Origin of the sequence: Desulfatiglans anilini DSM 4660, from assembly GCF_000422285.1 — a bacterium.
GTDB lineage: Bacteria > Desulfobacterota > DSM-4660 > Desulfatiglandales > Desulfatiglandaceae > Desulfatiglans > Desulfatiglans anilini.
The window spans coordinates 20,028-43,347 of the sequence record NZ_AULM01000016.1 but is presented as its reverse complement, the minus strand read 5'-3'; the positions used below and the strand labels follow the sequence as shown (position 1 = coordinate 43,347).

17 protein-coding genes are annotated in these 23,320 nt (G+C 60.1%); 10 read left to right on the top strand and 7 right to left on the bottom strand.

Going from position 1 to position 23,320, the window contains the following annotated elements; translation table 11 throughout:
* Positions 1-551: 551 nt before the first annotated feature.
* The 8 genes from H567_RS24670 (at position 552) to H567_RS0112250 (ending at position 12,394) form a co-directional block, all read left to right on the top strand.
* Positions 552-3,194, top strand: a complete 2,643-nt coding sequence (locus tag H567_RS24670) for a glycosyltransferase (protein ID WP_084517237.1) — start codon at positions 552-554, stop codon at positions 3,192-3,194.
* Positions 3,195-3,379: 185 nt separating this feature from the next.
* A complete protein-coding gene (locus H567_RS24665) occupies positions 3,380-5,326 on the top strand; it encodes a cation:proton antiporter domain-containing protein (RefSeq protein ID WP_051184789.1) in 1,947 nt (648 codons plus the stop codon).
* A gap of 682 nt (positions 5,327-6,008) precedes the next feature.
* Complete coding sequence (locus H567_RS0112275; RefSeq protein WP_051184793.1) at positions 6,009-7,034, top strand: carbohydrate porin; 1,026 nt, start codon at positions 6,009-6,011, stop codon at positions 7,032-7,034.
* A 270-nt stretch (positions 7,035-7,304) separates the two neighbouring features.
* Positions 7,305-8,111: a DUF4198 domain-containing protein gene (locus tag H567_RS0112270; RefSeq protein WP_028321627.1), complete on the top strand. Its 807-nt coding sequence runs from the start codon at positions 7,305-7,307 to the stop codon at positions 8,109-8,111.
* Positions 8,112-8,350: 239 nt separating this feature from the next.
* On the top strand, positions 8,351-8,683 hold the full coding sequence (locus H567_RS0112265; protein WP_028321626.1) for a NikL family nickel/cobalt ECF transporter subunit: 333 nt from the start codon (positions 8,351-8,353) through the stop codon (positions 8,681-8,683).
* Positions 8,680-8,991: an HI_1622 family ECF transport-associated protein gene (locus H567_RS0112260; RefSeq protein WP_028321625.1), complete on the top strand. Its 312-nt coding sequence runs from the start codon at positions 8,680-8,682 to the stop codon at positions 8,989-8,991. The genes H567_RS0112265 and H567_RS0112260 overlap by 4 nt, the downstream gene beginning before the upstream one ends.
* A gap of 112 nt (positions 8,992-9,103) precedes the next feature.
* Positions 9,104-11,455, top strand: a complete 2,352-nt coding sequence (locus tag H567_RS0112255; protein WP_028321624.1) for an SLC13 family permease — start codon at positions 9,104-9,106, stop codon at positions 11,453-11,455.
* Positions 11,456-11,854: 399 nt separating this feature from the next.
* Positions 11,855-12,394 (top strand): hypothetical protein, encoded by a 540-nt coding sequence (locus H567_RS0112250; RefSeq protein WP_035254266.1) that lies wholly within the window; start codon positions 11,855-11,857, stop codon positions 12,392-12,394.
* A 75-nt stretch (positions 12,395-12,469) separates the two neighbouring features.
* Here the strand turns inward: H567_RS0112250 and H567_RS0112245 are convergent, their stop codons facing one another.
* Both H567_RS0112245 and H567_RS0112240 read right to left on the bottom strand, forming a co-directional pair.
* Positions 12,470-13,216, bottom strand: coding sequence for an acyl-CoA dehydratase activase (locus tag H567_RS0112245; protein WP_028321622.1), 747 nt, complete (start codon positions 13,214-13,216; stop codon positions 12,470-12,472).
* A gap of 230 nt (positions 13,217-13,446) precedes the next feature.
* Positions 13,447-14,724 carry a double-cubane-cluster-containing anaerobic reductase gene (locus H567_RS0112240; protein WP_028321621.1) on the bottom strand — a complete coding sequence of 426 codons (1,278 nt, stop codon included), beginning with the start codon at positions 14,722-14,724 and terminating at the stop codon, positions 13,447-13,449.
* A gap of 786 nt (positions 14,725-15,510) precedes the next feature.
* Between H567_RS0112240 and H567_RS0112235 the strand changes: the two genes are divergently transcribed.
* On the top strand, positions 15,511-16,497 hold the full coding sequence (locus tag H567_RS0112235; RefSeq protein ID WP_028321620.1) for an ABC transporter ATP-binding protein: 987 nt from the start codon (positions 15,511-15,513) through the stop codon (positions 16,495-16,497).
* Entirely contained in the window at positions 16,494-17,231 is a 738-nt protein-coding gene (locus H567_RS0112230; RefSeq protein ID WP_028321619.1) for an ABC transporter permease, read from the top strand. Before H567_RS0112235 ends, H567_RS0112230 begins: the two co-directional genes overlap by 4 nt.
* Before the next feature lie 84 nt (positions 17,232-17,315).
* Here H567_RS0112230 and H567_RS24660 read toward each other — a convergent pair whose 3' ends face one another.
* From H567_RS24660 to H567_RS24645, 5 genes are all read right to left on the bottom strand, one after another.
* On the bottom strand, positions 17,316-18,305 hold the full coding sequence (locus H567_RS24660; protein WP_051184788.1) for a CE1 family esterase: 990 nt from the start codon (positions 18,303-18,305) through the stop codon (positions 17,316-17,318).
* Between the two features lie 58 nt (positions 18,306-18,363).
* On the bottom strand, positions 18,364-19,518 hold the full coding sequence (locus H567_RS24655; RefSeq protein ID WP_244155468.1) for an AI-2E family transporter: 1,155 nt from the start codon (positions 19,516-19,518) through the stop codon (positions 18,364-18,366).
* Positions 19,519-19,978: 460 nt separating this feature from the next.
* Complete coding sequence (locus tag H567_RS24650) at positions 19,979-20,638, bottom strand: class I SAM-dependent methyltransferase (RefSeq protein WP_051184786.1); 660 nt, start codon at positions 20,636-20,638, stop codon at positions 19,979-19,981.
* Positions 20,635-21,903 carry an ABC transporter substrate-binding protein gene (locus H567_RS0112210; RefSeq protein WP_208598373.1) on the bottom strand — a complete coding sequence of 423 codons (1,269 nt, stop codon included), beginning with the start codon at positions 21,901-21,903 and terminating at the stop codon, positions 20,635-20,637. Before H567_RS0112210 ends, H567_RS24650 begins: the two co-directional genes overlap by 4 nt.
* A 206-nt stretch (positions 21,904-22,109) precedes the next feature.
* The gene (locus tag H567_RS24645) at positions 22,110-23,057 is read right to left on the bottom strand and encodes an ABC transporter ATP-binding protein (RefSeq protein ID WP_244155467.1); all 948 of its coding nucleotides are present in this window, start codon (positions 23,055-23,057) and stop codon (positions 22,110-22,112) included.
* Positions 23,058-23,320: the final 263 nt, after the last annotated feature.

Below are 23,320 nucleotides of genomic sequence, written 5' to 3'. Positions count from 1 at the left end.
CACCCGGTCCGGACGCCGGCACCCGCAGCGTCCCTGTTGACGACAGGGGTTCAAGAGCGGGATGCCTCGCACACCCAGCCTTGTTTCCGGTGCGCATAATATAAATGCTCGTTTATATGTTTATCTTCATTTTGTCAAATGGATTTGGTGAGGACAGCCCTCGGGCCCCCTTTTCTCTCAGGAAAGGTTCAGATCGCCAGAGGTCCCGGCCCCGGCAAAAAACTCCTGGCTCTTATGCTTCGCTGGGTTCTCGAGCCGGCGGACGCACACGGCCCTTTCTTCGCGGACTTGGGTCCCGCCGGGCTACCCGTTCTTGTGTCCTTCCTGTGCTTTCTCGCCTCATGAAAACGAATTCCTCGCGAAAAGCGGTTTCCGCTTAACCCCGACGAGGGTATGATAGAAAAAAGAGGCGAGGTGCGAGTCGGCGCCTGGGCCATTTTCCGACCGTTTGGCCTCAGGCGGACGCTTGCCGCGCGTGAGGCAGGAACTGGATCCCCGGCCGCCTCCGGCCCGGACATCCCGAGCAGCGAATCCATTACAGAGGAAAATACATGCTGAATCGATCGAACATCCTGATCGGCATTTCGGTGGCGATCCTCACCATCTCTCTGTGGGCGTTCCTGAACCGCCCCGAGCAGGAGCCGCGCTGGCCTCCACGGATCCAGGGCTTTTCGTTTTCCCCCATGCGGGCGGGAGACGACCCGGTGCAATCGATCTACCCGAGCGAAGAGGAAATCGATGCCGACCTGGCCCTCCTCTCCGGCACGACCCACGCCATCCGCACCTACACCGTTGACGGCGTCCAGGGCCGGATATCGGAACTCGCTGAAAGACACGACATCAATGTGGCGCTGGGGGCCTGGATCGACGCCCGGCTCGACCGGAACGAAGCGGAGATCCAGCGACTCCTGAAAATCCTCGCCAACCCCCGCAACATCGTGCGCGTCATCGTGGGAAACGAGGCCGTCCTCCGGAACAATGTGCCCTTGGAACAGCTATGGACTTATCTCGACCGGGTGCGCAGGGCCACCGACATTCCCGTCAGCACGGCGGAGCCCTGGCACGTCTGGGTCAAGAACCCTGAGCTTGCGGAGCACGTCGACTACCTCGCCGTCCACATGCTCCCCTATTGGGAAGGCATCCATGTCGACAGGGCCGTGGACTACGTCGTCGAGCGGATCGACGAACTGAAGACGCTGTTTCCCGGCAAGCCCATCGTGATTGCGGAGGTCGGCTGGCCCAGCAACGGGCGGACCCGGGTGTCGGCCGTGGCCTCGATGTCCAACGAGGCGACGTTCCTGAGGCGCTTTCTGGATCGGGCCGGGAAAGAGGGTTACATCTACTATGTCATGGAGGCCTTCGATCAGCCCTGGAAGCGGACCACCGAGGGAGCGGTCGGGGCCTACTGGGGGGTCTATGACGTCGAGCGGAAGGTCAAATTCCCCTTTGTCGAACCGATCGTGCCGATTCCGCGTTGGTATATCCTGGCCGGCCTCTCGGTGCTCATCGCGGCCATCGTCCTCGCCGTGCTCTTCATCGACAGCCGGACGCTCCGCAAGCGCGGGCGCAGCTTTCTGGCCCTGACCGCCTACGCCTCTGCCACGGCCGGCGTATGGATCGTCTACGATTATCTCCATCAGTACCTGACGCTGACCACGATCATCGTGGGGATCCTCCTGTTCTGCGGGATGGTGGGGGTTATTCTGGTCCTGCTGACCGAGTCCCACGAGTGGGCGGAAGCGATCTGGATCACCGGAAGACGGCGGGCCATCGAGCCGGTTGTGGACTGCCCCGATGCCGACCTGCCGTTCGTCTCCATCCACGTCCCGGCCTACAACGAGCCTCCCGAGATGTTGAAACGGACCCTCGATGCCCTGGCCGCCCTGGATTATCCCCGCTTCGAGGTCATCGTCATCGACAACAACACCAAAGACCCCGACATCTGGAGGCCGGTTGAAGCGCATTGCAGGGAGCTGGGTCCTCGCTTCCGCTTTTTTCACGTGGACCCCCTGGCCGGGTTCAAGGCGGGGGCGCTGAATTTCGCCCTCCGGCAGACCGCTCCGGAGGCCCGGGTCATCGGCGTCATCGACAGCGACTATTGGGTCGATCCTCAGTGGCTGCGCGCCCTGGCGCCGCATTTCCGCGGGGATGCCTACGCGTTGGTCCAGGCCCCTCAGGATTACCGCGATGAGCACGAAAGCCTGTTCAAGTTCATGTGCTATGCGGAATACCGGGGCTTTTTCTACATCGGCATGATCACCCGCAACGAGCGCAATGCCATCATCCAGCACGGCACCATGACCCTCGTGCTCAAGAATGTGCTGGAAGAGGTCGGAGGATGGAGCGAATGGTGCATTACGGAGGACGCCGAACTGGGGCTGCGGATCTTCGAGGAGGGATATCAGGGCACGTACATCCCTCAAAGCTTCGGCAAAGGCGTCATGCCCGACTCCTTCCAGGATTACAGGAAACAGCGGTTTCGCTGGGCCTATGGCGCCATCCAGATCCTGCGGCGGCATTTCGGCCTTATCTGCGGCCTGCGCAAGAGCAGGCTGACCTGGGGGCAGCGCTATCACTTCCTGGCCGGCTGGCTGCCATGGATCACCGACGGGCTCAACCTGATCTTCAATCTGGGGGCGATTGCCTGGTCCGCCGCCATGATCATCAACCCGCGGAAGATCGACTCGCCGCTGATGGAGCTCTCCCTGCTGCCGCTCGCCTTCTTCGCCTTCAAGGCCGCCAAGATGCTCTACCTCTACCGCACGCGGGTGAACGCCACGCTCCGCCAGACCGCCGCAGCGGCCCTGGCGGGCCTGGCGCTCTCCCACACCATCGCGAAAGCCGTCATCACGGGGTTCTTCACCAGCGGTCTGCCGTTTTTCCGCACGCCCAAGTGGTCCCGCAAGAACGCCTTTTTCCAGACCCTGGCCTCGGCCTGGCAGGAGGCCGGTCTGGCTTTGGTGCTCTGGGGATCGGCGGTCGGCGTCCATCTTTCCAAGCCGATTCGCGACCCGGATCTCAATCTGTGGATCGTGGTTCTGCTGGTCCAGTCGCTGCCATACTGCTGCGCGGTCATCGTCGCCTTCATCAGCAGCCTTGGAAAACCGTCCGCGGCGGTTCCGAGCTGGGAAACGGAGGAGGAGGGTGCACGGTCGGCGGTCTTGCAGCAGGGAGACGAGACCTTAAAGCCCTGAAGACCTCTTCCGGGTGCATCGGGACCATACGGAAATGAAGCGTGTATCTTGACACGCTACACGTGTTCAGTCCGACTGCATCGCGGCCGGTCTCGGTTTGACCGATATCCAGGAAATCGAGCGCTTGCATAGAGGCAATCCGTAGGCCGCCCCTGGCGCCGAGATTGGTAAAAAGGACCACATCCATGGAGACCGCACCCTTCAATCATCCGGGTCTGATTATCGCTCTTGCGCTGGCAGCGGGAATGATTTCTCAAGCGCTGGCCCACCACCTGCGCCTGCCGGGGATCGTCCTGCTGCTGGCTGCAGGTGTCGCTCTAGGACCGGACGGTGCCGGCCTCATTCACCCGGAGGCGCTCGGTTCGGGGTTGAATATTCTGACGGGTTTCGCTGTGGCCGTCATCCTCTTCGAAGGCGGGATCAACCTGAAATTCAGGCGCTTGAGGCGCACTCAGCACTCAATCCGCCGACTGATCCTTCTGGGCGGCCCCGTGACCCTGGCGGGCGCCGCGACGGCCGCGCATTGGATCATGGACTGGCCCTGGCAGACCGCCCTCCTCTTCGGCACCCTGGTGATGGTCACCGGCCCAACGGTGATCAATCCCCTGCTGAAACGACTGAAGGTTAAACGCACGGTGGCCACTGTGCTCGAGGCCGAAGGCGTGTTGATCGACGCCTTCGGTGCGGTCGTCGCCACGGTGGCCCTTGAGGCCGCCTTGAGCCCCGCCCACGGCACCCCGCTTGTGTGGGGCTTGCACGTCGTATCCCGCCTGGGATTCGGCACCCTTTGCGGCTGCGCCCTGGGTATGGTCCTGATTCTGCTCTACCGTCTAAAACGATGCATCCCGGAGGGCACGGAAAACGTATTCACCCTGGCCGCAATCCTGGCCCTTTTTCAGGGCAGTAACCAGCTGCTTCCGGAAAGCGGTCTGGCCGCCGTAACCACTGCGGGTATCATCGTCGGCAATTTCAGCACTCATGCCCTGCGGGATCTTGCGGAATTCAAAGAGGAGTTGACCGTCCTCCTGATCGGCATGCTCTTCGTCCTGCTCGCCGCCGATGTCCGCCTGTCACACGTCATGAACCTCGGGTGGCCGGCCCTGGGACTCGTCCTGGTCCTGATGTTCCTGATCCGGCCTGCGGCCGTTTTCGCCGGAACCGTTTTTTCGGATCTGCAATGGAAAGAACGGCTCCTTATCGCCTGGATCGGCCCCCGGGGAATCGTGGCTGCAGCCGTGGCATCCTTTTTCGCCAACGCCTTCGGCGAAAGGGGACTAACTGGGGGCTACGAACTCCGTGCAATGGTTTTCCTGGTCATCGCCTCGACGGTCGTCGTCGCGGGTCTGACCGGTGGCTTCGTTGCCGGCGCGCTGGGTCTGCGGCGACCGAGTCAGGCAGGGTGGGTCATTTTGGGGGCCAACGCCCTTGCAAGGGGCTTGGCAAGATTGTTCAGAGAAGACAGCCAGGAGACCATCCTGATCGACTCCAATGCGGATCACTGCATGGCCGCGCAAAACGACTGCACTCGGATTATCTACGGCAATGGCCTGCAGTCCAGAAACCTGCTGCGGGCTGAAATCGACACGCGGCGCGGCGCCCTCGCCCTGACAGGCAATGACGAGGTGAATTATCTGTTCGTCCAGAAGGTGAAGGAACAAACCAGAGGGATTGCCCTTTGGACTGCCTTGAAAATGGATTCGGAGACCCTGACCAGGAAGATGCTGCATAGATCCGGGATCCACCTCATTTTCGGCGCGCCGATCGACGTCGAGATCTGGGATCGCCGCTTCAGATCGAATCAGGTGTACCTCCAGCATTGGCGATGCCGATCCAACCCTCCTCGATACGCTGAAGGCTGTCATCTGATGACGGGGTATCCGGGAAGCGGTCTGATTGCCGCCGCCATGCGCAGGGAGAAAAGACTGTCACCCGTCGGTGACGGCACACGCTTCAAGGCAGGGGACAAGGTCTATTTTTTCGTGTTCAAGCCCGAAATAGACACAGCCCGAGAATTTTTGAAGGCTGCGGGGTGGCGGCGCCTCGACCTCGAGGACCAAGACGCCTTCACGACCTCGACCTGCCACCTCAAACAGGGTAAACCCACGCCTTCGTGCGCCCAGACGGAACCATAGGGTAGACACCGGTACCGGCGGAACTTCGTGATCCCGAGCGGTTCAAGGTGCCCCATGAGCTGGTTCCAGAAGCCTGCCGGCTTCTCTTCCTCGTGCGGTCGAGCCCCTCCATCGGGTGGGCAACCGATGCGCTGCGACCGCTATCCAAACAAAAAAATTGACGCCTCGCAAATAGCATGGTAGAGGGAGAAGGCATATAATGAGCGGCTGAAGCCGTTCCGGCCTGAGCTTCGGGCCATTACGGTCCAGAATTTCGCAGCCCTTCGCTAAAAGGGCGGAAGTACATGCTAAAAAACAAGGCCACGAAGGTCTAAGCCCCCGGTGGCGGGAGCGCCTTCGTGGCCTTTTTCGTTCAGGGGTCTTCCGGGGGAAGGACAAATCACAGGAAACGCCTGCTCGGATACGGTGATTATGCGGCAACCCCCGGGTTCCTTCGCGGAATCTTCTCCGATCGGTCATGAGCATGGCATACAACGCGTTGACAGGGAAAGAGGTTATGAAAAAACATGTTATGATAGCGACGGCCATCGCGGCCGGTGTGATATTAACCGGAAACACCTGGAGCGGAGAAGCATCCGCTCAAATGGGCCGAGGGCCATCGGAGCCTTACGTAGAGAAGCGGCCGAAAGTCTCTGCAGCCCCTGAACCGGAATCCCCCGCGCTGTTCGAGAAAATCGGTGATATGATCACATTCAGTTGTATCATCGCCGGAGCCTACCAGTATGAGAACCCGAGCGTCGGTGAAGACGATGACTTCGGGCGCGGCGCCATGGCGATTCAACCGGAAGTCAGCATCAGCCCGACCCCGGCCGACGAGATCTTCTTCAAGCTCGGCTTTGGCGCAGGAAACGGCCTGAACATCGAAAAGCACCCGTTCCCCCTCGCCCCCTGGGCCGCTGATCTGGAAGACGACGTTAAGGATATCAACGGACGCAACCGGGATTACCTCTTGACAGCCTGGTACAAACATCTGTTCACTTTCGATGAGGGGCTCACGCTGGGGCTCACGGGGGGCATCATCGATGCGACCGATTATCTCGACGAGAATCCATATGCCAACGATGAATTTTCCCAGTTCATGAACGAAGCCCTGGTCAACGCCCCCAATGCATTCCTGCCCTCCTACGACCTCGGAGGGGCGCTGGAATGGGAGTGCAGCAACATTGCCCTGAAGGGGGTGATCATGCAGATAGATGAAAACGACGAGGGCGATGCTTATGATTTTTACGGCGTCGAACTGAACTATACGCTGGACACTCTCCTTGGGGAGGGCAGCTACGGCATCCTCCTGTGTGCGACCAGCCGTGATTTCAGCGGAGCAGGGGGGGGCGGCAAAGAAGCCCTGAAAGGAATCGGCCTTTCGTTCGCTCAGCCGCTTGGAGAAAACCTGGGGGCCTGGATCCGCTTCCGTTGGTGCGACGATAAGGCGGCCGTTGATTTCAAGAACCTGTATTCCGGAGGATTCGACATCAGCGGCAGACTCTGGGGCCGGGAGCAGGACAATATAGGGATCGGGTATGCGCGGCTGGGCGGCGGCAACCAGGACATCGACCGGGTACAGGTGGCTGAGGCCTATCTGCGATGCGGACTGGGCGAGATCTTCGCCGTCACCCTGGATGTCCAGTATCTGGACGACCAATATAAGGCGGGTGCCGGTGAGGATGTCGACGGATGGATCACTGGTGTGCGGTTGACCGCGGAATTCTAGCACCCGATCCGATCCATCCTTTTCACTCCGAACCCGAAGTCGGCTTGCCTTGTTTTTTCGTCCGGGGAGAGGGAATTTTATGTCATGCCCCGCCTGATCAGGCCCGACGGTCTCTGGTGGACGCCGGTTTCTTCAACGCGTTCGTCTGCCTGTCAAGGCGCCGGGTGGACATCCATCGCCCGTCTTTCCATTTTTCCCGATTACAGCTGTTTCAGGCGTAACCACGCTTTTTCAGAACCATGAACTTCATCCGACAAGAGGTTGCCCATGATGCGCAAAGTCTTTTCATGCCTTACCGCTGCAGTTCTGACCCTCCTGGCGGCGTCTTTCCATCCCGCCTGGGGCCACTTCGGTGCGATCATACCGTCCGATGACATCGTGACCAAGGACGACCCAAAGAATCTGACTCTTCAGATCAAGTTCATCCATCCCATGGAGATGCATTACATGGACATGGCAAAGCCGAAGCAATTCGCCGTGGTCCATAACGGCGAGAAAACCGACTTGCTCGGCGGCCTTCGGGCGTCCAAGGGAAAGAGCCCCGATCAGACGGAAGCCTTCACCTTCTGGACCGCCGATTTTGAAATCCGCAGACCGGGGGACTATACTTTCTACACAGAACCTGCACCTTACTGGGAACCCGCCGAAGACTGTTTCATCGTCCATTACACCAAGGTTTGCGTCAACGCCCTGGGTCTGGAAGCAGGCTGGGATCAGCCGGTCGGTTTGGAAACGGAGATCGTGCCGTTGACCCGCCCCTACGGGCTGTGGACCGGGAATGTCTTCACAGGGCAGGTGCTGCTCAAGGGCAAGCCGGTTCCGTTCGCCGAAGTGGAAATTGAATATCTGAACGAATCGCCCGGGAATACCCATGTCGTCACTCCGCCGGCCGATCCCTACGTGACGCAGGTGGTCAAGGCGGATGCCGGCGGCGTTTTCACCTACGCCATGCCGAGGGCCGGCTGGTGGGGCTTCTCCGCCCTTAGCAAGGCCGACTGGAAGCTGAACCAGGACGGGCAGGAAAAGGAAGTGGAAATCGGGGCTGTCTACTGGGTGCGCACCCGCGATATGAACTAGCTTCCATCCGGAAATGGTCTTTTTTGCCAATCTCGGCGTCCATCTGCACGTTTGCTTGTGCGGCGACCACCAGGCCGCCTCCGCGCAAACGCTGGATTTCCTTGATATTGGCTAAAAATCCTCATTCCCGGATTGGAAACTGGGTAGTACCGGGGGACCATTACCGGATGGACACAAACGGGCTTGCATCAGGAAACGGCCTTATCACCGGAATGGATTCGAAATTAACGGAGGTTTACATGAAAATCAGGCGTTGCGGAATTCTGGCCTTTGTTGCAATTTTCCTTTTCTCTGGGACCGCGCTGGCGCACAAGGTGAACGTCTTTGCCTACGCCGAAGCCGGAAAGATCTATACGGAAAGCTATTTCCCGGACGGCAAGGCCATTATCGGCGGCAAAGTGCAGGTGTACGACAGCTCGGACCGATTGCTTCTGGAGGGAGTGACAGACGATAAAGGATTGTTCAGCTTTGACATTCCCAAAATGGATGACTTGAAGATCGTCATCGACGCGGGCATGGGGCACCGAAACAGCTTCGACCTGAAAAGATCTGACGTGGAGACCGGCAAGTGATCCGCCTGCAAAAAGCCTTATTGACAGGTCTTCTGTGGGTTCTGCTTTTCGGCCCGCCTGCCCCCGTCCATGCGCAGGATCTTCCCGAGGGACAGACTCAGGCCATGATGGCCCTTCTTAAAGAGCAGAACAGCGCGCTGTCAACGGATCTCCGGCGCATTCAGCGTGAAATTGCAGCCCTGCGGGCCGATCTTTCCATGCCCGGCGTGAAAGACATCTTCGGGGGCATCGGGTATATCTTCGGCCTGTTCGGGGTCGCGGCCTTCGTCGCCTCCCGCCGGAAATCCCCAACCCCTCCGGCCGGATGAAGAACATCTCGACAACGGTTTCACGTGAAACACGTGCGGAGTCATCATAAAGGGAAAGACGCTTGTCGAATAAGGGTGAAATGATGAGCTCGCGACTACGGGGGAGCGCAACTTGACCATCGAAGTCCTCATACTCCTGGCCATCGTCGCTGCAGCCTTCGTCCTTTTTGTCGGGGGATGGCTGAGGGTGGATGTCGTCGGCCTGCTGGTGCTCTCCGCCCTTGCCTTGACAGGCCTTGTCAACGCCCAGGAGGCGCTGGCGGGGTTCAGCAGCCCGGCGGTGGTCACGGTGTGGGCCCTGTTCATCCTGTCCGCCGGACTGACGCGCACCGGCATCGCCCACCAGCTCGGGCGGCCGCTGCAGCGCTTCGCCAAGGGCAGCGAAGCGCTGCTCATAACGGCCCTGATGGTTGCGGCCAGCCTGCTCTCGGCCCTCATCAACACGGTCACGGTCGCCGCGATTCTGCTGCCGGCGACGATGGACCTGGCCCGGCGCAGCGGACGCCCCCCTTCGCGGCTGCTCCTGCCCCTGGCGCTCGGGTGCCTCCTCGGGGGCCCGTTCACCGGCATTTCCACCCCTCCCAACATCCTGGTGACCGACGCCATTCGCAGCGCCGGCCTGCAGCCCTTCGGCCTTTTCGACTTTACACCGATCACCGGTGCCATCGTTGCTGCCGGGATCTTGTTCATGGTCGTGATCGGAAGGCGTCTGCTCCCGAGCCGCACCACCCCGCAGGAAGGCGTTGACCGCCCCTCCATCGGCACGTCTTATCAGCTCGCTGCCCACATTTTTACGACACGCATCCCGAAAGGCTCTCCACTCGACGGCCGTACCCTCGCCGAGAGCAGGCTCGGATCGGCCCTTTATCTCACCGTGCTGGCGCTTCAGCGAAAAGGGGTGCTGATGCTCGCTCCGCGTCCGAACGACATCCTGCAGGCAGGCGACACCCTGGTTGTGCATGGCACCCCTGAATTCCTGGAGGGCTTCCGTGCCAGCGAGCACCTCCAGGTAGAGCCGGTCGAACTCGCGCAGAACCTCTTCCCGCGATGCCTGCAAATCGCTGAGGCGCGCATTCCCGAAGGCTCGCCGCTGCTTAGCTCTACACTGGCGGAAAGCGGCCTGCGGCGCGAACATCGCGCCCAGGTGCTCGCACTCCACGCCTCGGATGAAACCGAGGTCAAGGATCTGCGGCGCCATCGTCTGGCCGAAGGCGAAAAGCTGATCCTGCAGGGCGAGTCTGAGGCCCTCGAAAAGCTGGCGGCCCTCGGGCTCATCTCGGATCTGCATATCGTGCCGGATCACGAGGCAGGCATCCTTGCCGCCAGGCGCACCGAACTTCTGCCTGTGCGCGTTCCTGCGGGATCGGTGCTCGCGGAGCACAACCTGATAGAGAGTCGTCTGGGAAACGGGTTCGGTCTGACGGTGATCGGCCTCGCGCGCGGAGAGGAAGTGCTGTGCATGCCATCACCGGACGAAAAGATACAGCCTGGAGACCTTCTGGTGCTGCAGGGCTCGACCCGAGACCTCGAGGTGCTGGAAGGGCTTCAGGATCTGGAAATCTCGGAACGGTCCACCAGCCTGGCCGCCGAACTGGAATCCCAGCAGATCGGCGCAACCGAGGTTTTGCTCTCGCCCAGAACCAGCCTGGCCGGCCGGACCCTCGCCGATCTCCTTTTCCGCGAGCGTTACGGCATCAGTGTCCTCGCCATCTGGAGAAGGGGCCGCGCCTATCGGACCGGTCTTCAAGACATGCCGCTCCAATTCGGAGACGCCCTCCTGGTATATGGACAGCGTCAAAGCCTGGAAAATCTGGCCCGCGACCCCGATTTTCTCGTACTCGACGAAGCGGCCGCCCGGGCGCCCCGCCTCGAAAAAGCACGGGTTGCAGTGGCCATTATGCTCGCGGTCCTCGCAAGCGCTATCCTCGGCCTGGTACCGATCGCCATTGCCGCCCTTACCGGTGCCGCGCTGATGGTGCTCTTCGGCTGCCTGAGCATGGAGGAGGCCTACCGGGCCATCGAGTGGAAAGTCGTATTTCTGATTGCAGCGATGCTGCCGCTCGGAGCCGCCATCGAAAACACGGGTGCTGCCCAGATGGGGGCCGGCGCGTTGGTCGCCGCCGTCGGCGATCTCGGCCCGCGATGGGTCGTCGCCGCCCTCTTCGTCATCACAGTGCTCGGCACCCAGATCATCCCCACGGCGGCCCTGGTGGTCCTCATGGCACCGGTGGCGCTGAGCGCCGCCGCATCGCTAGGGATTTCGCCGCATCTCCTGATGATGACCGTAGCCATTTCGGCCTCGTCGAGCTTCGCGAGCCCCCTCTCGCATCCCGCCCATCTACTGGTCATGGGACCGGGCGGCTACCGCTTCATGGACTATGTGAAGGTCGGCGTCCCCATCACGATCATCTCGCTGCTTGTCTCCGTCGCGCTGCTGCCGGTCCTGTGGCCGCCTTTCGGATAGTCTTTGGCCACAGAAGCAGGCCAATAGGTCCGGCCGCGGCCCGGATCCAGTTTTTTCGACCGGCGCGCAATCATGACAGCACCTCGGCCTGCACAACAGCATCAAGGGCGGGTGAAATTCCTTATAGGGGCCAAATCCTGGAGCAGTGCATCCGCTCTCGCCCCGGAATCGAACGGTTTCTTTCCCTTCCCTTTATAAAGATTCCGAAGGCTTGACCTTTTATCATCGTAATTTCCTGTTTGACATATCGGATTAAATCACATATTATCGTTATCAATAATCGCAAAAGGAGTTCTTGCGTGGACCGGCTTCGAGGCTTTACCTATCGGTCGAATCTGTGAACGTCTCAACGTCTCGCTCGGGGAATGATCTTTTAGCCTCTGATCAACAGGTATACGAATGAGAGCAGGTCCGTTCCTGGTTGTTTTCGAGTCTGATCATATGGCGGTTTTCTTTCATCGTAAATCAAGGTTCAAAAGGCGTCTCGAAATCCTGAGGCGAGGCGATAAAAAGTCCACGATCGCTGCAAGCAAAGCAGACGAAATCATTAAGAATCTTATCGGGGAGGATTTCTCGCTTTTTGATGATATATACAATAAAACCAAACACGGGGAATTGCGAATTGATAAATGCATAAAATACGACTTGGGGAGTGGATACCGGCTGATATGCATAGAATATGGCGGCGATATTTTCATCACTTATGTGGGTACCCATGACGATTGCGATCGCTGGATCGAAAACAATAGGCGCTTTGAACCGGACTTAACGGATGCGATAGATGAAAAAAACCCTGAGGATTACACGCAGAGAGACAATAAGCCTCTGGATTTAAGTCGCGATGAAGAAACGGACTATGACGAAATCCTCATGAAGAAGATCGATCAGAATGTTCTCAGGAAGATTTTCTGCGGTCTGTGCAGTAAAGACACCGACTAGATAAAAAGCCGCAAGAGCTTTTAAATCAAATCGTAAAGCCGCTCGGGATAGCCATAGCTCTCTTAAATCATAAATCTATTCCCCCGCCAGAAGCGCTGCGCCGAAGGCACCCACGGACTGCGGATCCTCCGGCACGAGCACCCTTCGGCCGAGCCTTTCCTCCAGCAGCCGGCGCATGCACGGATTCTTGGCAACACCGCCGGTGAATACGATGTCTCCCCCGGACGCAATCCGGCTGATCATGCTCGCAGCCCGGCGGATGACGCTGGCGTGCAGGCCGAGGGCGATCTCCAGCCGGTCGTTGCCCTTCGCGATCAGGGAGGTGACCTCCGATTCAGCGAATACGGTGCACATACTCGATATGCTGAGTTCTCTGTTCGCTTTAAGGGCCTCTTGGCCGAAGGCTTCGATGGCGAACCCCAGTGTTCTTGCCATAATCTCCAAAAATTTCCCGGTACCGGCGGCACAGCGGTCGTTCATCTCGAACTTTTTCACCTTCCCGTTTTCGAACAGCGCAATGGCCTTGCTGTCCTGCCCGCCGATGTCGAGCACGGTTTGGGCCTCGGGGAAGATTGCACGTGCACCTCTGGCGTGGGCCTTGATTTCCGTCACCGTCGGTGCATCGAAGGAGATCTCGAAAAGATTCCGGCCATAGCCGGTTGCCATGATCCGGTCGAACGTCACCTCCTCGGTCAGCCGCTTCGCCTCGGCCATCGGGTCGAACCCGGTGTCGGCCTGCACGCTGGAAACGATCTCGCCTGCTTCACCCACAACCACCAGTTCAATGGTGCGAGAACCAATGTCGATTCCTGCAAAACGCATGTGTATCCAAACCCCTCTTCGCCCAGGATGCATGCACCCTGAACATGTCCGTGAAAAACAACGGCCTTCCCTTCCGGAAGACATAGCCCTGCGGAGAATACCCACCGCCGGACGGCGCGGCGGTCTTGATCCAACAGGAAACTTGGGACCGCCTGAAGCCGAAGCAGCCGGAGGCAACCCTTGAGATCAGCGAAAAAACCCGTCTGAAGGGACGCTGTCTGCAGCCTGGCTTACCGAAGCTGTTCGACGAACGCCTCCACCCGAGTCCTCAGCTGGCCGACGTCCTCCATACTGTAGTCGGTCTCGATGCGCAGACAGGGAATCCCCATATCTTCCAGGGCTTTTTCGACCGGCATCGACTCCATCAAATAAGGCTGGCAGAACTGGAGTCCATAATGGATTACACCATCCGCATTGTAGGCGGCGACCATCTCCCGGATGTGCTCGAGCCGATCGGGATTGGGCGTAAAGATGGCGCAATCGATTTCGAAATAACGATCGACGATCGCATCCAGCATTTCATCCACGGTTTCACCGGTTTCATCCGTAAGATTGCGGGTGCCGCGTTCGCCCACGCAGGACTCCTCACCCACGATCACCGCCCCGGCGCCTTCGACGATCATGGGGAGTTTCCAGTTCGGTACGGCCTGCGGACAGCCCGATATCAGGATACGCGGGGTCTTTGCGGGGAAGACGCCTTTCTTCAGCTCGATCCGCCGCTCCAGCTCGTCGCAGATCTTGTTCACGGATTCAGTGAACCGCGCCGGGTTGTCATAGAAAAAGACCTGATTGACCAGCAGGGCATCCAGTCCCGATACGGGCGCCGGATCGGCCTTCCGGAGCAGCGACAGCCGATGAACAGCGGCGCGCTTGGCATTGACCGTACGTACCGCCTGCTTCAGCGATTCGGCGGTCACCGGAATCCCGGTGAGATCCTCGACGGCTTCCTTGAAACGCAGATACTCCGCCTTCAGAAGGGCCTTCCCGTTTTGGGATTTGACCTGCGGGAGATCCATGACATAAAGGTTTTTGACGAGATCCTTCAAGGACTCGTAGGCCTTCTTCTTGCCGTCGCAGGTGTTCTCCCCAACGATCATGTCCGCGCTCTCGAGATAGGGGCAGACCTTGCCGATCTTGAAGCCGAAGGAGGATTTGATCAGGGCGCAGGTATTGCGAGGCAGGATTTTTTCCACATCCTCCATGGCGAAGTCCGCCCCCGAGCAAAGTCCCACCAGGGTGGCATTGGCGGCCAGGACGATTTCCTCCGGCACGAAAACGCAGTAGGAGCCGATGATCTTCCGCCCGGCTGCCTTCTCATCCAGCAGTTCCTTGATCCTGAGGCCATGGACTTCGCTCATGACGAAGTCGAAGTAGCCCATTCCCTCCGGACGGTCTTTCTGCGACATGTAGATGTCCTGATAGGCCTGTCCCAACACCGCCAACAACGCATCGTGGGCCGCCAGGTCGAGCCCCAGGTCCGCCCACATGGATCGGTAATCCTCTGCCATGGTATTATGCTCCTTTCGATTCTTCTCTTCGGTTGAGCTTCCGCTTTTTGCATCGGTCGACCAGATGGTACGACCCCTATACGTTCCGATGCCTGTTTGCCCGCCGGTACTATCGGCCCTATAGCCCCATGAAACGATGCCTCCGGCGGGCGGCGGCGCGCCGAATTGGCGGGCAGGCTCGCGGCGCTCGGCTTCCCGGCGCGAACCTCCGCAGAACGATGGACCCTTTACTCGGATTATCGAGTCTTAAAGAGACCGCCGGAATGCATAAACAAGAACACATGATAATATAAATTTTAACGATTTGTCAAACAGGAAATACTGATATTAAAACCCATCTTCATCGGGGCATACAATGATTTCGCCTGCACCGGCCGACACCTCGAAACCCTTGTAGGAAATCGGCTCATACCGGACACCTCACGGACCTCGGGCAGAGGAGCTTTGAGGGAAACGAAACTCTCTACGGCAATGTCAAAAATGGCGTGAATTCAAGCCTGTTGAGACCAGGTCGTCGGCATTTGTCTCCACGCCCTCCGGACGACAAGGGGCTTCTTGCATGGGAAGCCTTTCAGCCTATCGAACCTGCCCTTCAAAATTTGGTTCGCGTGGGGTTTCGTTGGACGTGCGGCAGAAAAATCGGGATTGCCGGAAGGGATTTTCATGGTAAGGTGTTCAGGATTTGAGATGAGTCTTCGGCACCCGTCCGGCCCAGCCGGGCACAACTACTCGGCGGGCCGGAACCTGTGCCGACACCCGCTAACGGGCAGTGCACTGGTAGGGCAGATGAAGGAATCATCGCCGATCATTGAAGTCGCCGGCCTCGCCAAGCATTTCGGCGATGTCGCGGCCGTCGAATCCGTGACCTTTCACATCCAGCCGGGTGAATTGTTCGGTTTCCTGGGCCCCAACGGCGCGGGCAAGACCACGACCATCAATATGCTCACCGGCCTGGCACGACCGGATTCAGGGTCGATCCGGATCGGCGGCATCGATTGCACCGCCCGGCCACGGGCGGCCCAGCACCTGATCGGGGTGGTCCCCGACGAAAGCAACCTCTACCCCGAACTCAGCGGTTTTCAGAACCTCGCCTTCTGCGGGGCCCTTTACGGCATGCCCAAACACGAGAGGCACGGGCGGGCCCGCGAGTTGCTGGACCTCTTCGGACTGACTGCAGCCGCCGACCGCAAGTTCAGCGGCTATTCCAAGGGGATGAAGCGTAAACTCACCATTGCCGCTGGAATCATTCACCGGCCCCGGATCCTTTTCCTGGATGAACCGACGACCGGGATCGACGTGGCGAGCGCGAGGCAGCTGCGGGAGCTCGTCGCCGAATTGAACCGGGCCGGTACGACCGTCTTTCTGACCACCCATTACATCGAGGAGGCGGAACGCCTCTGCCACCGGATCACCTTTATCGTCTCGGGACGCATCGTCCGGGTCGATACGGTGGAGAGCCTGGTTCAGCCCATCCGGGAAAAGCACGTCCTGGAGGTTTCCTCTGTGAATGATCCGTCCGATCTCCTGGTGCGGCTGGAGAAATCCTTTCCGGGACATACCTTTGCCAGGCCCGGGCGGGGGCTGGTCCGCGTGGAGGCCGATGAACCCATTCGGGTCGGACCGTTGGTCCGTTTTCTCGAGGATCAGGGGGGCGAGGTTATAGAGGCGCGAAGGATGCGGCCGACGCTCGAGGATATCTTCGTGAAGGTTACCGGGATCGAAGCGGATGCCATGCGAAAAGAAAAGACCAAGGCGGGAGACGGCGGCCGATGAAGCTCTGGATCGCCTTCTGGAATATCCTGGTAAAAGACATGCGGACCTACTACCTGAAGCCGCCGAATGTCAGCTGGGGACTCGTCTTCCCCCTCGCCTGGACCGGGATGTTCTTCATCAAATCCGGAAGCGGCCTGGAGAGCATCCTGCGCCTGCTGCCGGGTGTGGTGGGGCTCTCCATCCTCTTCGGAACGACTTCCCTGCTCGCCGTCACGGTGACCTTCGAGAAGAAAAACCGCTCCTTCGAACGGCTGCTGCTCGCGCCGATCCCTTTCGAGTTTCTGATGCTCGCCAAGACCAGCGGCGCCATCCTCTTCGGGATCGCCAACGCCTTCGTACCCGTGGCAATGGCGGCATTTTTCACCGATCTGTCGGGCATAGCCTGGGGCATGTTCACCTGCGCGGTCGTCCTGATCGCCGTTGTCTCGACCTTTCTCGGTCTATTCATTGCAGTGGCCGTAAGCGAAGTCTTCGAGGCGCAGACCTTCTCCAATTTCTTCCGCTTCCCCATGGTCTTCCTGTGCGGGCTTTTCTTTCCTATCGACAGGCTCCCCGTATTCCTGAAGCCCCTGAGCTTCATCCTGCCCTTGACCTACGGGGCGGACATCCTTCACGGGGCCGTACACGGCGGGCACATGCTTCCCTTCGCCCTCGACTGGCTCATCCTGGGGCTGGCCTGCATCCTGCTCTTCGGGGTGAGCCTGTGGAACATCCAGCGCAAATGGATCGTCTGAGCGGCGGCGCAGACCGCGTCATCGCACGCGGCCATCGCCCGAAGCCAGGGTGAGGGCGGCCCCGCAAGAGTGGAAGCAAAGCTCCTATCCGGACGTAGCCGCCGTGCGCCCGGCAGTCGAGCGCGTATGGCGCTTGAAGAACTGCCATACAACCTCCCCCGCATGGATGTCCATGCATTTCCTGCCGATCAGCCTCGGCCTGTCTGGGGCATCGATCCCCGGAACACTATGACCGCCACCTTCGACGACATAAAGCAGCACCTCCAGGGATCCACCCTCCTTTCGATAGGTCAAACGTTCAATGCGGCATTCATCATCCGGTGCAGTATCGGGAAGCATGACCCTTTCCGGCTCAGAGGTTATGTCATTGGCTTTGAGCCAGTAGGCAAGGCTCTCTTCAGTGGACAGGACCTTGCCGAATTCATAGCCCAGTACGCTCAACTCCCCTCCCTCCAACAAGAAAATGGGATCCTCGGTCCCGTTCATAATCAGCACAGACAACGGAGCTGCGGGCTCCTCTCCGGCGATGGGCAATGCGATGTTCGATATGAGCGGTGCAATAGCGGCCAACCTGTAACCGATCTCGATCCCTAATCGATGGGCCATCATGCCGCCATTCGACAGTCCCGTGACATACACCCTGTCTTCATCGACTCCGAATCCCCGCACACAATCGTCGATGACCGCCGAAATAAAACCCACGTCGTCAACGGCTGTGATGTCCTTAAGAGGCCTTAAAGACTTTTCTTTACCGTCATTCCACTCTCCATGAAGCCCTTTCGGATACACCACGATGAAGCCTTCACGGTCAGCGATCTCGTTCAAGCCGAACCAGTCAGACAGGGTTTCGGCATCGGTGCCCCCGCCGCCATGAAGAACGAAGACCGCCGGCATGGGTGCGTCCACCTTCTTCCCCTGCGGGACGTAAACCCAGTAATGCCGGTTCACACCATGGACCCTCAGTTCTTTCCCCAGCAATTCGTTTGGTTCGGCCGAAACGGACACCCCCAGCGCAAAAACCAGAAAAGCTGAGGCGCATGCAGCCCCCTGAACCCGGAACTTGGCTCTTCTCATGGTGCACCCTCCTGCCACTGTCTGTAACATCAGGGAACCAGCGTCAGCACCCTTTTCACTACGTCTCCGACCGGCCTGCCTCCGTTTCACACCCCTCCAAGAGTCGCTTTTCGCAGCCGCTCTCCGGCGAATCATCCCTGTTCAACCCCGGAAGCACGTCCCGGAAGGCCTCTCCGTAGATATCCCAGATGGTCACGAACAGGGCGGCGACGATCGGCCCGAGGATGAATCCGATCACGCCGAACAGGGCAATCCCGCCCAGGGTGGCGAAGAAGATCATGAGATCGTGCATCTGCGTATCTTTACCGACGAGCCGGGGCCGCAGCAAGTTGTCCAGGCTGCCGACCACAACCCCGCAGAAGACCACCAACCCTATCGCCTTGAGGTAGCTGCCGCCGAGTGCCAGGATGATGGCCGCCGGCACCCACACCAGGGCTGAACCGATGGCAGGGATGATCGACAACACCGTCATCACGGTGCCCCAGAACACCGCGGCATCGATGCCCACGACTGCGAAGGCCAAACCGGCCAGAATTCCCTGCAGCGCGCCGATCACCGCCGTACCTTTCAACGTCGCCCGGGTCACCGAGGTGAATCGGGCCAGCAGCCGTCTTTCGTCCCGCTCTTCGAGCGGCAGGTAAAAGAGGATGCGATCGAGGAGCCGCCGGCCGTCGATCAGGAAAAAATAGCTGACGTAGAGAAACACGAAAAACATGAAAATGAAGTTGACGGTCCCGATCGCCCCGGCAGACAGATTGTTGACAAGCAGCGAACTGGCCTTGCCGGCGAGTTCACCGGCCTTGCGCAGGATCTGATCATGATAGGGCAGGATCTCTTCGTAAAAAGGGATCTTCTGGAGATAGGCCGTCAATCCGGCCGGCTCCGCGATCTGCCGCTGGACCCAGGGCGTGACGGTCTGCCCCACCTTCAGGGCCTGGGCTGTGATGATCCCGGCCAGTCCGGACAAAGGCACCAGGATGACGAACCCGAAAAGGAGCAGGGTCAACGCAGAAGCGGCCCTGGGACGCTCGCCGAGCAGGCGGGTAAGCCGGCGAAAGAGCGGTTGCGCCATCGCTGAAAAGATGCCTGCCAGCAGAATAGCCATCAGGAATTGGCTGATCATGGCCAGGAAAAGAGCCGAGATCAGCAAGACGAAGAACAGCAGGAACAGAATATCGACGGTGCGGCGCTGCATGGCATTCCTCCGTTTCATCGCCTCGGCGGCTTCCCCCGCTGATGGATGTCATCCGGAAACAGATGAGCGGTGCAATCAGGGTTCCGATCCAGGAATAAGACCTCTTCTTTAAAGGCTGCATCGGTTCGGTCCCGCCCTCCAGGGCGGCCCGGTTGGGCAAGACCGTGAAGACCAGGCTCTTGCGCCGAGGTGATTTTGGAGCTGTCGCGAAGCCGGAGATTCAGATAACCCGCTCAATCGCCCGAAAAAACCCTTTTCGGAAGGACAGCGATCGGGGCCGGAGCGAGGTTCGATCGGGCGGCGCTCGGACATGCCCCTGGCCGGGGTTCCACTGGGCCCATCAGCTGAACACTCGCGAAATTCTATCGGCCTGAAGCGAATTTATCAAGAAAGGAGATAGGAATTGCAAAGAAGCCGATTCCGTTCAAGAAGGCAGGGGCGCGACCCTGCGATCCTGAAAGCCGGAGGAATCGATCCATCAAGAGGAAACGGGGGGCTTGAGGGCCTCGAGCAGGTAAAACCCGGGCTCGTCGATCGAGCGGCGGACCGCGAGCCCGGCCTCCTCGAAGAGGCCTCGCATGGCGCCGGCCTCGGGCAGCTGGTCATGCATGACCGGGGTCCCCGCCTTGCGGTGGTGGTCGTTGATCTCGCGGGATGAATGAAAGTGCGCCACCGACAGGCTTCCGCCCTCCTTGAGAACCCGGGAGAGGGCCGCCAAGGCCAGCGGCTTGTCATCGAAATGCGGGAAACAGGCATAGCAGATGACGACATCGCAGGCAGCGTCCTCGAGCGGGATGTCCTTCACGTCGGCCACGATGAACCGCACCCGCGGGTCCGGGTGAAGCTCCCGGTTGACCGCGATCATGCGGGGGGCGTAGTCGAGTTCGAAGACCAGGCCGTCGGCTCCCACCCGCTCGAGCAGATGCGGGACCAGCACCCCGGGGCCGCACCCGACATCCAATACGCGATCCCCGCGCCGGACCGGGATTGCCTGAAAAAGCCGCGCGAATTGATCGCGATGCCGGTCCATCCTGCCGGTCGCAGGGTCCCGGTAAAAGGTGTCCATCCACCTGGGGGCCCTCTCATCGAAAAAGGCGCGGCGTTCCTCATAGGCTGCGTCCTGCTTTCTCGAACTCATCTTTCCTCCGTCCATTGCATCCACTGGCAGGCGCGCAGGGCCTTGGCCGTCTCCCGGTCCACCCCGTACACGCTCTGGTAAAAATCCAAAATCCACTCGGCAAGGTCCACATCCTCGAACCGCTCGGGATAGGCCGCCTTGGCCATGACCATGACGTCGATCGGATATTCGAGCCGCTTGTCGCAGTTGCACGGGGTCCAGGGCAGGGCCAGGACCCGGCGGTTCCGGACCGCTTTCAAGTCCTTCAGATGCCGGTAATACGGGGCATCATAGAGTTCCTGCGGCGGATGATAGCCGTAGGCGGTGATGAGCACGATCACCTCAGGGTCGAGCGCCAGCACCTGTTCGGTGCTGAGGACATACCAGGCCCCCTTCTCTCTGAAGGCATTCTTCGCCCCTGCGTAGGTCTCGAGGAGTTGCGAATCGATGGTCCCAAGGCCGCGGACATTGCCGGCCCCGCCGGCATCCCGCGCCTTGGGCGAGAGGCCGAAAAGCAGCACACCGGGACGCCCGGTCTCCAGAATCCCTTCCGTCCGGCGGCGCACTGCTTCGACCTCGTGCTCGAGGACGGCGGCCAGGCGCTCACCCTCGGGCTCTTTACCGAATGCTTGGGCTATGATGCGGATCTCTTCCGAAAGCGTGCGCAGATCGGGCTGCTCGAAGGTGTTCGGCGCAAAGAGGACGATCAGGGGGATGCCCAGGGACTCGATCATGTGGATCGTTTTTTCGGCCTTTTCGTCGCGCGCTCCAATCGTGCAATCTCCCACCCGCAGCAGGACGAGATCAGGCCGGAGGGCGGCCAGCGCTTCGTAGTTGATGCCGGTGCCGCTCTGGGCCACCAGCGGAAGAGTCAGAAAGCCGGGGTTCAAACAGGTCAGAAGGTTCATTCCGCCGCGGAAATGAAAGGAGCCCCCGTCGGCTGCAGGATAATCGAATTCCCAGTGTTTCGGGATGCAACTCGACCCCAGTCCCACAATCCTGTCCGCCACGCCGATCACCGTCATGACACCGGCGATGAGACCGTCGTCGATGGTGACCACCCGCTCGATCCTCTCCGGGAGATGAACCGCCACACCCCGGTGATCCGTCACCCCATGCCCACCCTGCCCCGCATGCGCCGGAACGCTGCCGGCCAGCTGCATCACGGCGCAGACGGCTGCCGTAAAGAGCACCCGGCTGGCGATCCGCCGCCGGAGTCGCGGGAATCGGCGGCCGCCTCTTCCAAGAACGGATTTTATGAGAACTTGGAGCCTCGATGCCTTCATGTCTTCTCCTTCCTCTTCATTCTGAATAGCTCCCTGCTTCATCCGGTCATGGATCTGCACCCCTGTTTATGCAGCGATCTGCGGCCCTCCTCCGCATAGACGCTCCGTTTCAGGATCAACGCTCAGCTTCAAGAACCTCGGCGGAGCCAGGTCCGCACTCGCAGCGAGAAGGCCTGGCAGGCACAGCCTGCGAAGAGGATCCCCCATTATAGATTGGAAACCCGCCCCCGCCCTGCCACTATTTCCGGATACAGACTCCCCTGAACATGTTTTCGATCGGCCGCGGAGGGCCCCTCGATCGAGCGTCGCGTCAACCGCCTCCGATCAATCCCCTGGGAAGCGGCATCCAGGTCATAAAGGCCTTCCCGATCCATGCCTTGCCTTCCCGCGAGGCCGCTCGGCAGCACCATGCGTACGCCCCCGACACGGTGGACCGCACAGGTGCCCTCGTAAATCCGGTCCAGGGTCTCTTGGCTCATCGCCCTGTCCGGAGGCCCGTCGGCGATGACGCCGCTGTGGTTCATCACCACCACCCGGTCACAGAACCAGGACACATGGTTGGGATCATGGCAGCAGGCCAGGATCGTGATGCCGCGGGCCGTTACACTGCGCAGGACCCCCCAGATCTTCACCTGGTTGTGGAAGTCGAGGGCGGAGGTCGGTTCATCGAGGAAAATCACCCTGGCCTCCTGCGCAATGGCCCGGGCGATGAGGACCAGCTGCCTCTGCCCCCCGGAAAGGGCATTGTAGGGCTGGTCGGCCCATTCGCTGATCTCGAGGAGTTCCATGGCCTCCTCGGCCTTCTGATAATTGCCTCGGTCGATGCCGAACATCCCCCCGAGGTGCGGGGTGCGCCCCATCAGGACCACCTCCAGGACACGATAGGGGAACGGGGGTTTGTGGTCCTGAGGCACGTAGGCCGCGAGCTTCGCCATCTCACGCACCTTGAGCCCCTTGATATCGCTCCCGGCCAGGCATATCCGCCCGCCCTGGGGCCGCAGAAAACCGAGGCAGCATTTGAAGAGCGTCGTCTTGCCGCAGCCGTTCGGGCCGAAGAGCCCGCAAAGCTCGCCATGACCGACCTGAAGCGTGACCCCCTTCAGGACCGGCACACGATGATATCGAAAATGCACCTGTTCCACTTTGAGCATCATTCAACCTCTCTCTGCGGCCTAGGCAACGCCGCCCGTTCTCGACGGTCGGCCCTCGTGGCTCATATCCCGCAACCCGGCAGGGCTCCAGCACCGAGACTCCGTGATTCAGTGGCTTCGCCGCGCTGCGCCCCCGCGGCAAGGGAACCCGTGTATCATCGGCTTGCCGCGAAGCAGGCCGGGGGCGAGGCCGCCGATCGACAACGAACTCGGGCGAACAACCCCCACACCCTTCGGGTGCTCAGTCCCACCGCTTCGTGGCGGGT